Genomic DNA, 12,376 nt, shown 5'->3' with positions numbered 1-12,376 from the left:
ATTCTCCAAGGGCGTCAGGAATGAACCAGCGTGCCTTCGTCCTCGCCCATGACGACGCGCCTGAGCGCACCCGGCTTGAAGATCGAAAACACGTTGATGGGCAGCTTCTGGTCGCGGCACAGCGCGAACGCGGTCGCATCGAGCACCGCCAGGTTGCGGCCGATCGCCTCGTCGAAGCTGATGCGATGGTAGCGCTGGGCATCCGGGTCCTTCTTCGGGTCGGCGGTATAGACGCCGTCCACCTTGGTCGCCTTCAGCACGATCTGGGCACCGATCTCGAGCCGCGCAGCGCCGCTGCGGTGTCGGTGGTGAAGAAGGGGTTGCCGGTACCGGCGGCGAAGATCACCACGCGCCCCTCTTCCAGGTGGCGAATCGCCCGGCCGCGGATGTAGGGTTCGACGACCTGGTCGATGCGCAGCGCCGACTGCACGCGCGCCTCGACGTCGATGCGGCGCATCGCGTCGGCGAGCGCCATCGCGTTCATCACCGTCGCCAGCATGCCCATGTAGTCGGCCGTGGCGCGGTCCATGCCGGATGCCGCGCCTTTCATGCCGCGGAAGATGTTGCCGCCGCCGATCACCACACCCACCTGGACGCCCAGGCGCGAGATCTCGGCGATCTCGGAGACGATGCGGGTCACCACGTCCTCGTTGATGCCATAGGCGTCGTCCCCCATCAGGGCTTCGCCGGACAGTTTCAGCAGGATGCGCTTGTAGGCGGCGGACATGTGCTTCTCCCTTACTGCTTGGCTGCGGCGGCAGCCGCTGCGGCAGCCTGTTGCTCGGCCACTTCGGCGGCGAAGTCGGTCACCTTCTTCTCGATGCCTTCACCGACGATGTACAGCGTGAAGCTGCCGACCGAAGCGCCTCTGGCCTTCAGCAGTTGCTCGATGGTCTGCTTGCCGTCCTCGGCCTTGACGAAGACCTGGGCCAGCAGCGTGACTTCCTTCAGGAACTTCTGCACCGTGCCGTCGGCGATCTTCTCCAGCATCGCTTCGGGCTTGTTGTCGGCGCGCGCCTTTTCGATGGCGATGCGGCGCTCGGCGTCGATCAGCTCCTGCGCGACCCCCGAGGCATCCAGCGCCTTCGGCTTGGACGCGGCGATGTGCATCGCGATGTCGCGGCCCAGTTGCTCGTCGCCGCCGACCAGATCCAGCAGCACGCCGATCTTGGCGCCGCCGTGGATGTAGCTGAACAGCTGGCCCTTGGCTTCGGCGCGGACGAAGCGGCGGATCGACATGTTCTCGCCGATCTTGCCGACCAGCGCGGCGCGCACGGATTCGACCGTGCCGTCGGCCAGCGGCAGCGCCGACAGCGCGGCGACGTCGGCCGGGTTCTTGTCGGCGACCAGCTTGGCGCTGTTCTGCACCAGGGCGAGGAATTCGTCGTTCTTGGCGACGAAGTCGGTTTCGCAGTTGACTTCGACGATGGCGCCCAGCTTGCCGTCGGCCGAGATCTCGATGCCGACCACGCCTTCGGCCGCCACGCGGGTTGCCGCCTTGGTTGCCTTGTTGCCGAGCTTGACGCGCAGGATCTCTTCGGCCTTGCCCATGTCGCCGGCCGCTTCGGTCAGCGCCTTCTTGCACTCCATCATCGGCGCGTCGGTCTTCTCGCGCAGTTCCTTGACCATGCTCGCGGTGATTTCCGCCATGCTAACTCCTCGAATTTCGGCTATCGCCCGCATCGGCCCCGGCCAATGCGGAACGGGTATTCATGATGACAAAAAAGGGCCCCTCGAGGCCCTCGCAAGCCGCAGATCAGGCCTGCTCTTGGGTGTTCTCTTCCTCGACCTCGACGAACTCGTCGCCGCCGGCATCGACGATTTCCTGCAGCACCTGGCTGCGGCCCTGCAGCACGGCATCGGCCACGCCGCGGGCGTACAGGCGGATCGCGCGCGAGGAGTCGTCGTTGCCCGGGATCACGTAATCCACGCCTTCGGGCGAGTGGTTGGTATCGACCACGGCGACGACCGGGATGCCCAGCTTCTGGGCTTCGGTGATGGCGATCTTGTGGTAGCCGACGTCGATGACGAACAGCGCATCGGGCAGGCCGCCCATGTCCTTGATGCCGCCGATCGACTTCTGCAGCTTCTCCATTTCGCGGCGCACGGTCAGCGCTTCACGCTTCGACAGGCGCTCGATCGAGCCGTCTTCGACCATCGCTTCGACTTCCTTCAGACGCTTGATCGACTGCTTGACGGTCTTGAAGTTGGTCAGCATGCCACCGAGCCAGCGCTCATCGACGAAAGGCATGCCTGCGCGGGTCGCTTCCTCGGCGATGATCTCGCGCGCCTGGCGCTTGGTGCTGACGAACAGGATGTTGCCGCGGTTGGCCGCCAGCTTGCGCACGAAGTCCATCGCTTCGTTGTACTTCACCATCGTCTTCTCGAGGTTGACGATGTGGATCTTGTTGCGCTGGCCGAAGATGTAGGGGGCCATGCGCGGATTCCAGAAACGGGTCTGGTGGCCAAAGTGGACGCCCGCTTCGAGCATCTGACGCATCGTGACTGACATGTGAAACTCCAGATTTGAAAGGGTTGGACCTCCGCCCCGGGAGTGCTCCGCCACGCGCACCGGCCATCACCATGGCCCGCACGCGCCCTTTGCACCTTGCCGGCCTGCGCACCTTCGGTACGCGCGCCGGACCCCATTCCGCAGGACGTGTGGATTTTTGCCTGCCCAGGCAGACAAGCCTGCGATCTTAGCATGCGGGCGTTACCCTGCTCAAGGGTGAGCACGCTTCACGTTTGCCCGCCGCCGCCCGCTTGCGATACCTTTAAGCCCTTTCCAGCCCCAGCAGACAGAAACCGACATGAGCATCGTCCTCAAGACCCCGGAAGAGATCGAAAAGATGCGCGTGGCCTGCCGCCTCGCCGCCGAGGTTCTCGACTACATCGCCCCCTTCGTCAAGCCGGGGGTCACCACCGGCGAACTCGACCGCCTGTGCCACGATTACATGGTCGATGTGCAGCAGACGATTCCGGCGCCGCTGAACTACGCGCCGCCGGGCTACACGCCCTTCCCCAAGTCGATCTGTACCTCGATCAACCACCAGGTCTGCCACGGCATCCCGGGTGACAAGGCGCTGAAGAAAGGCGACAGCCTCAACATCGACATCACCGTGATCAAGGACGGCTTCCACGGCGACACCAGCCGCATGTTCCTGGTCGGCGGCGAGGCCGCGGCCAGCATCGCTTCGCGCCGGCTGACCCAGATCACTTATGAATGCATGTGGCTGGGCATCGCCGCGGTGAAGCCGGGCGGCCACCTGGGCGACATCGGCGCGGTGATCCAGAAGCACGCCGAAGGCAGCGGCTACTCGGTGGTGCGCGAATTCTGCGGCCACGGCATCGGCCGCAAGTTCCACGAGGAGCCGCAGGTGCTGCACTACGGCAAGGCCGGCACCGGGCCGGAATTCCTGCCGGGCATGATCTTCACCGTCGAGCCGATGATCAACGCCGGCAAGGCCGCCATTTCCGAACTGCCCGACGGCTGGACCATCGTCACCAAGGATCGCAGCCTGTCGGCGCAGTGGGAGCACACCGTGCTGGTCACCGAGACCGGCGTCGAAGTCCTGACCCTGTCCGAGCACTGCCCGCCCCCGCCGGCCATCGTCGCCTCGCGCTTCGCCTGAACCCGCTTTTCGCACAAGGCCCGGACCATCATGCAAGACGCCCTCAACGCCCGCCTTCAACCCCTGATCGCGGAAGCCCGGCAGCGGCTGGCCGATGGTTCGGCCGGACTGCGTGCCGCCTATGAAACCCATCCCCGCACCTCGACGGTGCTGAAGGGGCGCACGCGGCTCGTCGACGCCGAGGTCATCGGCCTCTGGCAGGCTTGCGGCATGCCGGCCAACGCGGCGCTGGTGGCGGTCGGCGGCTACGGGCGCGGCGAGCTGTTTCCCGCTTCGGACGTCGATCTGCTAGTCCTTTTACCGGGCGCGGCGGACGTGGAGACAGGCATCCGGCTGTGCGCGATGGTCGGCGCGCTGTGGGACGTCGGGCTCGAAATCGGCCATGCCGCGCGCACCGTCGATGAATGCATCGAAGCCGCGGACGACGACATCACCGTGCAGACCAGCCTGCTCGAAGCCCGTTTCCTCGCCGGCGATACGCGGCTCTTCGCCGAGCTGGAACAGCGCTACCGGGCGGCGCTGGACGTCAGCGCCTTCTACAAGGCCAAGCTGCTCGAACAGGAGCAGCGCTATGCGCGCTTCGACGACAGCCCCTATTCGCTCGAGCCGAACTGCAAGGACAGCCCCGGCGGCCTGCGCGACCTGCAGATGCTCGGCTGGATCGCGCAGGCCACCGGGCTCGGCCGCAACTGGCGCGACCTGGCCCGCCGCCGCCTGATCACCGGCGGCGAAGCCAGCGAATTGCGCAGCGTGGAGCGCTTCCTGCAGCACCTGCGGATCCGCCTGCATTACCTGGCCGGACGCGCCGAGGACCGCCTGCTGTTCGACCACCAGGAAAAGCTGGCGCGCATCATGGGCATCGAGGCCAGTGCCAATCGGCGCGCTTCCGAAGTGCTGATGCAGCGCTACTACGTCAATGCCAAGATGGTCACGCAGCTCAACACCATCCTGCTGCAGAACTACGGCACGGTGATCTTCCCCGGGCGCGGCGCGGCCATCGTCATCAACCCGCGCTTCCAGGCCGTGCGCGAACTGCTCGACGTCCGCCACGAGGACCTCTTCGAGCGCCAGCCCTCGGCGCTGCTGGAATGCTTCCTGCTGCTGCAGCAGCGCTCGGAACTCAAGGGCATGACCGCGCGCACGCTACGGGCGCTGTGGATCAACCGCAACCGCATCAACGCCGCCTTCCGCGCCGACCCCGCGCACCGCGCCCTGTTCCTGCAGATCCTGCAGCAGAAGCGCGGCATCGTCCATGCGTTCCGGCGCCTGAACGAATACGGGATCCTGTCGCGCTACCTGCCGGCCTGGCGGCGGATCGTCGGCCAGATGCAGCACGACCTGTTCCATGCCTACACGGTCGACCAGCACACCCTGACGGTGCTGCGCAACATCCGGCGCTTCACGATGGGCGAGCACGCACACGAATATCCGCTGATGACGCGCCTGATCCAGGTCTTCGACCGCCATTGGCTGCTCTACGTCGCGGCGCTGTTCCACGACATCGCCAAGGGCCGCGGCGGCGACCACTCCAGGCTGGGCATGATCGACGCACGCGATTTCTGCGTGCTGCACGGCCTGGACGACGAGGACACCGAACTCGTCGTCTGGCTGGTCGGACAGCACCTGACCATGTCCCACTTCGCCCAGAAGGAGGACATCTCCGACCCCGAGGTGATCCAGCGCTTCACCGCCATCGTCGGCAGCGAGCGCCGCCTCGTCGCCCTCTACCTGCTCACCCATGCCGACATCCGCGGCACCGGCCCCAAGGTCTGGAACGGCTGGAAAGGCAGGCTGCTCGAGGATCTCTTCTTCGCCGCCCAGCGCCTGCTGCGCGGCGCCACCCCCCAGCAGGCGCTGGGCATGGACGACCGTCTCGAGGATGCGCGCCGGCTGCTGCGCTACCACGGCCTGCGTCCCGGCATCGAGGAGCGGCTGTGGTCCGAGCTGGACGCGGTGTATTTCATGCGCCATTCGGCCGAGGAGATCGCCTGGCACACGCGCGTGCTGTATTTCCGCCCGGATTCCGATGAACCGGTGGTCAAGGCACGGGTGACCGAGGACGAGGACGGCGTGCAGGTGATGGTGTTCACCCCCGACCAGCGGGAGCTTTTCGTCCGCCTGACCGGCTTCTTCAGCCGCCTCGGCTTCACCATCCTCGACGCCAAGGTGCACACCACCCGCCACGGCCATGCGCTCGACAGCTTCATCCTGCAGGATCCGGGCGGCGAAGCCCGCTACCGCGACGTGATCACGCTGATCGAGCACGAGCTCACCGCCTACCTGGCCCGCCCGGATGCGCTCGACCGCCCGTCGCGCGGCCGCATGTCGCGCCACGTCAAGCACTTCCCGATCACGCCGCAGGTCAGCATCCGCGCCGACGAGGCGGGCCGGCACTACATCCTGTCGCTGACCGCGGCCGACCGGCCGGGACTGCTGTTCGACGTCGCCGAAACACTCGCCAACCACGGCATCCGCCTGCTCACGGCGAAGATCGCCACGCTCGGCGAACGCGTCGAGGATACTTTCCTGCTCAGCGGCGCCGCGCTTGCACAGGACGCCCAGTTGCTGCGCATCGAGCGCGAGCTGCTGCAGCGCCTGCAGGTCTGAGGCGCGCCACCGACGGCCAGGCTCCCGGTCCGGCCGTCAATGGCCCTTGCCGCCGAGGCGGTCCATCAGCGCATAGAGCACGCCGGAACACAGGAAGGTGATGTGGATGCCGACCATCCAGGCCAGATGGCGGTCGCTGAGGTTGTCCACGTTCATGAAGGCCTTCAGCAGCTCGATACCCGAGATCGCCACGATCGAGCCGATCAGCTTGATCTTGAGGTCGGAGAAGCCGATGTGCCCCATCCACTCCGGCCGATCCTGGTGGCTGTGCAGGTCGTCCATCTTGGAGACGAAGTTCTCGTAGCCGCTGAACATGATGATGATCAGCAGGTTCATGATCAGCGCGATGTCGACCAGCGACAGCACGCCGATGATCAGTTCGCCGCCGGTCGCGGTCATGATGTGGGCGAACAGGCCCCACACCTCCTTGGCGAACTTGACCAGCAGCACCACCATCGCCAGCACCAGGCCGAAATAGACCGGCGCCATCAGCCAGCGGCTGGAGAACAGCAGGTGCTCGAAATTGTTTTCCAGGCGTTTCATGTCGCGTGCTTCCTGTTTCATCATACTTGGCAGATCATTTCGAGAATGGCGCGCACCCGGGCCATCGCCGTCTGCAGCGTGGCCTCGATGTCGTCGAAGACGATGCCCTGGGCGCTGTCCGAGCGCCCCGCGGCGTGGTTGACGACGACGTTGAGCGCCGCGTACGGCAGCTCCAGTTCGCGCGCCAGCACCGCTTCGGGCATGCCGGTCATGCCGACGACGTCGGCGCCGTCGCGCTCCAGCCGGTCGACTTCCGCCGCCGTCTCCAGCCGCGGCCCCTGGGTGGCGGCATAGACGCCGCCGTCCACCGCGCGCTCGCCGGCCGCCGCCGTCGCCGCCAGCAGCCGCCGGCGCAGCGCCGCGTCGTAGGGATGGGTGAAATCGACGTGCTTGACCGGCAGCTCGCCGCCTTCGAAGAAGCTGCCGTCGCGCCCCCAGGTGTAGTCGATGATCTGGTCCGGCACGACCAGCGTGCCCGGCCCGAGATCGGCACGGATGCCGCCCACCGAGGCCACCGAGATGATGCCCTTGACCTTCGCCTGCTTCAGCGCCCAGATGTTGGCGCGGTAATTGACCCGGTGCGGCGGAATGGTATGGCCATAGCCGTGGCGGGCGAGGAACACCACCGGCTCCGAGCACAGGCTGCCGTAGGTCAGCGCGCCGGACGGCTCGCCGTAGGGGGTGCGCACGACCTCGCGCCGCACGATGGCGAGGGAGGAAAGCTGGGTCAGGCCGCTGCCGCCGATGATCGCGAGCATCCGCTTGCTCCGCTGAAAAAATGGGCGCGGATTTTAGCACGCAGCCTCGACAAAGGATGCTGCGCTGCCGCAACGCATGTTAGAATCCTCGCCCTTTCAAAGACTTCCCGCCTCCATGTCCCGCGCCATCCGCAACATCGCCATCATTGCCCACGTCGACCACGGCAAGACCACCCTCGTCGACCAACTGCTGCGCCAGTCCGGCACCTTCCGTGAAAACCAGCAGGTCGCCGAACGCGTCATGGACTCGGGAGACATCGAGAAGGAACGCGGCATCACCATCCTCGCCAAGAACTGTGCGATCCAGTACGGCGACACCCACATCAACATCGTCGACACCCCGGGCCACGCCGACTTCGGCGGCGAGGTCGAGCGTGTGCTGTCGATGGTCGACAGCGTGCTGCTGCTGGTCGATGCCCAGGAAGGCCCGATGCCGCAGACCCGCTTCGTCACCCGCAAGGCACTGGCGCTGGGGCTGAAGCCGATCGTCGTCATCAACAAGATCGACCGCCCGGGCGCCCGTCCGGACTGGGTCATCAACCACACTTTCGACCTGTTCGACAAGCTCGGCGCCACCGAGGAACAGCTCGACTTCCCGGTCATCTACGCTTCCGGCCTCAACGGCTTCGCGGTCGAGAGTCTCGACGACGAGCGCAAGGACATGCGGCCGCTGTTCGAGGCCATCCTCAAGTACGTGCCCTCGCCCGACATCGACGTCGACGGCCCGCTGCGCATGCAGGTCTGCTCGCTCGACTACTCCACCTACATGGGCCAGCTCGGCATCGGCCGCATCCAGCGCGGCCGCATCCGCCCCAACCAGGAACTGGTCGTGATGTATGGCGACGAGAACCGCGGCAAGGGCAAGGTCAGCCAGGTACTGACCTTCAAGGGCCTGGAGCGCTCGCCCGCCGATGTCGCCGAAGCCGGCGACATCGTGCTGATCGCCGGCATCGACCAGGTCAACATCGGCGTCACGCTGTGCGACCCCGACAAGCTCGACCCGCTGCCGCCGATCGCCGTCGATGAGCCGACGCTGACGATGAACTTCATGGTCAACACCTCGCCGCTGGCCGGCCGCGAAGGCAAGTTCGTCACCAGCCGCCAGATCCGCGAGCGCCTGGAGAAGGAACTGCTGAAGAACGTCGCCCTGCGCGTCAACTACACCCAGGATGCCGACGTGTTCGAGGTCTCGGGCCGCGGCGAACTGCACCTGACCATCCTGCTGGAAAACATGCGCCGCGAAGGCTACGAGCTGGCCGTCGGCCGCCCGCGCGTGGTGTTCAAGGAAATCGACGGCGTCAAGTGCGAGCCCTACGAACTGCTGACCGTCGACGTCGAGGAAGAGCACCAGGGCGGCGTCATGGAAGAACTCGGCCGCCGCCGCGGCGAGCTGCAGGACATGCAGCCGGACGGCAAGGGCCGCGTGCGCCTCGAATACCGCATCCCGGCCCGCGGCCTGATCGGCTTCCAGGGCGAATTCCTGACCCTGACCCGCGGCACCGGCTTGGCCAGCCACGTCTTCGACGACTACGGCCCGCTGGCCGGTGCCATGGCCGAACGCCGCAACGGCGTGCTGATCTCGCAGAACAACGGCGACGCCGTCGCCTACGCGCTGTGGAACCTGCAGGACCGCGGCCGCATGTTCGTCAGCCCCGGCGATGCGCTGTACGAAGGCATGATCATCGGCGTGCATTCGCGCGACAACGACCTCGTCGTCAACCCGATCAAGGGCAAGCAGCTCACCAACGTGCGCGCCTCGGGCAAGGACGAAGCGGTCAACCTGACGCCGCCGATCCAGCTCACGCTCGAATCGGCGATCGAGTTCATCGCCGACGACGAACTGGTCGAGATCACGCCGAAGTCGATCCGCCTGCGCAAGCGCCACCTGCAGGAACACGAGCGCAAGCGCGCGGCGAAAGCCGCCGACGCCTGAGCCGCCACCGTCACATGAACGCCCTTCCCGATCGCCGCGAAGGGCGTTTTTCCTTTTTCGGCATGAACTACGGCAATCCTGCCGTTGTCAGGAAGAGTCGAACATCGCCTGTCAGAATATGTAACAAGCGACCGGACATCGAGACCCGCCCATGACGAAAGACTCCCGCCCCGCGCATCCCGGCGACCTCTCTCCTTCCCTGCTCCAGTCATCCACCGACTGGCACACGCTGAGCCGCACGCAGGTGGAAGAGGTCCTGGACACCGGAAAGCATGGACTGAGCGAAGCCGAAGCCGCCAGGCGCCTGGATGTCTACGGCCCGAACCGCCTGGCGCCGCCCAAGCGGCGCGGCCCGCTGCTGCGCCTGCTGATGCAGTTCCACAACATCCTGCTGTACGTGATGATGGGCGCCGCCCTGATCACCGCCTTGCTCGGCCACTGGGTCGACACCGGCGTGCTGATGGCGGCGGTGATCATCAACGCCATCATCGGCTTCATCCAGGAAGGCAAGGCCGAATCCGCGCTCGACGCCATCCGCGGCATGCTCTCGCCCCATGCGATGGTCGTGCGCGACGGCGTGCGGCGGGAAATCGACGCCGGCGAGCTGGTGCCCGGCGATCTCGTCGTGCTGGCCTCCGGCGACCGCGTGCCGGCCGATCTGCGCCTGGTCGCGGTAAAGGAGCTGCGGATCGAGGAAGCCGCGCTGACCGGCGAATCCCTGCCGGTGGAAAAGAGCAGCGCCACCGTCGCCGCCGATGCGCCGCTGGGCGACCGCCACGGCATGGCCTACTCCGGCACCCTGGTGGTATACGGCCAGGCCAGCGGCGTCGTGGTCAGGACCGGCGCGGCCACCGAACTCGGCAAGATCAACCAGATGCTGGCCGACATCCGCAGCCTGACGACGCCGCTGCTGCGCCAGGTCGACCGCTTCGGCCATGCCCTTGCGCTGACCATCCTGGCGCTGTCGGCAGCGACCTTCGTGCTCGGCACGCTGTGGCGCGGCCACGCGCCGGCGGACATGTTCATGATGGTGGTGGCGCTGGCCGCTTCCGCGATTCCCGAAGGCCTGCCGGCGATCATGACCGTCACGCTGGCCCTCGGCGTGCAGCGCATGGCGCGGCGCAACGCGATCATCCGCCGCCTGCCGGCGGTCGAGACGCTGGGCTCGGTGACGGTGATCTGCTCCGACAAGACCGGCACGCTGACGCGCAACGAAATGACGGTGCAGAAAGTGGTCTGCGCCGGCCACGTCTTCGACGTCGGCGGCGTCGGCTACGCACCGGTGGGCGACCTGAGCCTGGACGGCCGCATCATCGACCCCGAGCACTACCCCGCACTGGCGATGGCAATCCGCGCCGGCGTGCTGTGCAACGACGCCCGCCTGTGCGAGGAGGACGATCTGTGGCGGGTCGAAGGCGACCCCACCGAAGGCGCGCTGCTGGTGCTGGGCGGCAAGACCGGCTTCTCGCAGCACCTCGGCGACGAAGCCTGGCCCCGCCTCGATTCGATCCCCTTCGAGTCCCAGCACCGCTTCATGGCCACCTGGCATCGCGACAGCGACGACATGCCGTGGATCTTCACCAAGGGCGCGCCGGAGCGCATCTTCGACATGTGCAGCGCGCAATGGGGTGCCGACGGCGAGGAGCCGCTGGACATCGACACCTGGCGGCGCATGGCGACCAATGTCGCCGCGCAGGGGCTGCGGCTGCTGGCGCTGGCCTGCAAGCGCGCCGCGCCGCAGGGCGAGTCGCTGGATTTCGCCGACGTGGACGCCGGCTTCGTGCTGCTGGCCCTGGTCGGCATCATCGATCCGCCGCGCGAGGAAGCCATCCGCGCGGTGGGCGAATGCCACCATGCCGGCATCCGCGTCAAGATGATCACCGGCGACCATGCCGAGACGGCGCGCGCGATCGGCGCCCAGCTCGCCATCGGCGTCGGCAAGCCGGCCGTGACCGGTGCCGAGGTGGCACTGATGGACGACGCCACGCTGCGCGAGGTGGCGATGGACGTGGACGTCTTCGCCCGCGCCAGCCCCGAGCACAAGCTGCGCCTCGTGCAGGCACTGCAGGAGCACGGCCAGGTGGTGGCGATGACCGGCGACGGCGTCAATGACGCCCCGGCGCTGAAGCGCGCCGACGTCGGCGTGGCGATGGGCATGAAAGGCACCGAAGCCGCCAAGGAGGCGAGCGACATGGTGCTGGCCGACGACAACTTCGCCACCATCGCCACCGCTGTGCGCGAAGGCCGGGCGGTCTACGACAACCTCAAGAAGTTCATCCTGTTCATGCTGCCGACCAACGGCGGCGAGGCGCTGGTGGTGATCGCCGCGATCCTGTTCGAGCTGATCCTGCCGCTGACGGCGGCCCAGGTGCTGTGGATCAACATGGTGACTTCGAGCACGCTGGGCCTCGCGCTGGCCTTCGAGCCGGCCGAGCGAGGCATCATGAACCGGCCGCCGCGGCCGCCCGGCGAAGCGCTGCTGTCGGGCTTCTTCGTCTGGCGCGTGCTGATGGTGTCGGTGCTGATGATGACCGGGGCGCTCGGCCTGTTCCTGTACGAACTGGACCAGGGCACCAGCATCGAGACCGCACGCACGATGGCGGTGAACGCAGTGGTCGCGGCGGAAATGTTCTACCTGGTCAACAGCCGCTTCATCTTCGCCCCCGCTCGCCTGAGCGGCAACCGCTACGTACTGCTGGCGATCGCCGCCTGCATTCCGCTGCAACTGGCCTTCACCCATCTGCCGGTGATGCAGGGCATCTTCGGCTCGGACGACCTGACGCTGCTGGAGTGGGCCAAGGTGCTGGCTGCCGGCCTGCTGGTGTTCTGCGTCGCGGAGATCGAGAAGTTCATCATCCGCCGCACGCCGCTGGCAAAGCGGCTGCACCACGCCTGAAATACGA

General features: G+C 66.8%; 8 protein-coding genes and 1 pseudogene. 4 read left to right on the top strand and 5 right to left on the bottom strand.

Annotation, left to right across the window (positions count from 1 at the left end):
* Window positions 1-14: 14 nt before the first annotated feature.
* The 3 genes and pseudogenes from pyrH to rpsB form a co-directional block, all read right to left on the bottom strand.
* Window positions 15-727: pseudogene (gene pyrH / locus AAFL97_RS09535) on the bottom strand (UMP kinase).
* Window positions 728-738: 11 nt separating this feature from the next.
* Window positions 739-1,650 carry a translation elongation factor Ts gene (gene tsf / locus AAFL97_RS09530; RefSeq protein ID WP_341644696.1) on the bottom strand — a complete coding sequence of 304 codons (912 nt, stop codon included), beginning with the start codon at window positions 1,648-1,650 and terminating at the stop codon, window positions 739-741.
* A gap of 106 nt (window positions 1,651-1,756) precedes the next feature.
* On the bottom strand, window positions 1,757-2,512 hold the full coding sequence (gene rpsB, locus AAFL97_RS09525) for a 30S ribosomal protein S2 (protein WP_341644695.1): 756 nt from the start codon (window positions 2,510-2,512) through the stop codon (window positions 1,757-1,759).
* A 298-nt stretch (window positions 2,513-2,810) separates the two neighbouring features.
* On the opposite strand from rpsB, the gene map reads away from it, so the two are divergent.
* Window positions 2,811-3,632 carry a type I methionyl aminopeptidase gene (gene map / locus AAFL97_RS09520; protein ID WP_341644694.1) on the top strand — a complete coding sequence of 274 codons (822 nt, stop codon included), beginning with the start codon at window positions 2,811-2,813 and terminating at the stop codon, window positions 3,630-3,632.
* A gap of 30 nt (window positions 3,633-3,662) precedes the next feature.
* Window positions 3,663-6,239 (top strand): [protein-PII] uridylyltransferase, encoded by a 2,577-nt coding sequence (locus AAFL97_RS09515; protein WP_341644693.1) that lies wholly within the window; start codon window positions 3,663-3,665, stop codon window positions 6,237-6,239.
* A gap of 36 nt (window positions 6,240-6,275) precedes the next feature.
* On the opposite strand, the gene AAFL97_RS09510 is transcribed toward AAFL97_RS09515, so the two are convergent.
* Window positions 6,276-6,782: a TIGR00645 family protein gene (locus AAFL97_RS09510; RefSeq protein WP_263459575.1), complete on the bottom strand. Its 507-nt coding sequence runs from the start codon at window positions 6,780-6,782 to the stop codon at window positions 6,276-6,278.
* Between the two features lie 20 nt (window positions 6,783-6,802).
* On the bottom strand, window positions 6,803-7,540 hold the full coding sequence (locus AAFL97_RS09505) for an S-methyl-5'-thioinosine phosphorylase (protein ID WP_341644692.1): 738 nt from the start codon (window positions 7,538-7,540) through the stop codon (window positions 6,803-6,805).
* A 115-nt stretch (window positions 7,541-7,655) separates the two neighbouring features.
* On the opposite strand from AAFL97_RS09505, the gene typA reads away from it, so the two are divergent.
* On the top strand, window positions 7,656-9,473 hold the full coding sequence (typA, locus tag AAFL97_RS09500; RefSeq protein WP_341644691.1) for a translational GTPase TypA: 1,818 nt from the start codon (window positions 7,656-7,658) through the stop codon (window positions 9,471-9,473).
* Between the two features lie 151 nt (window positions 9,474-9,624).
* Window positions 9,625-12,369 carry a cation-transporting P-type ATPase gene (locus AAFL97_RS09495; RefSeq protein ID WP_341644690.1) on the top strand — a complete coding sequence of 915 codons (2,745 nt, stop codon included), beginning with the start codon at window positions 9,625-9,627 and terminating at the stop codon, window positions 12,367-12,369.
* The last annotated feature ends 7 nt before the right edge of the window (window positions 12,370-12,376 follow it).

The sequence above is a fragment of the Thauera sp. SDU_THAU2 genome (assembly GCF_038260575.1).
Classification (GTDB): domain Bacteria; phylum Pseudomonadota; class Gammaproteobacteria; order Burkholderiales; family Rhodocyclaceae; genus Thauera.
The sequence above is the reverse complement of the archived record's forward strand: the minus strand, read 5'-3'. Positions and strand labels throughout refer to the sequence as shown.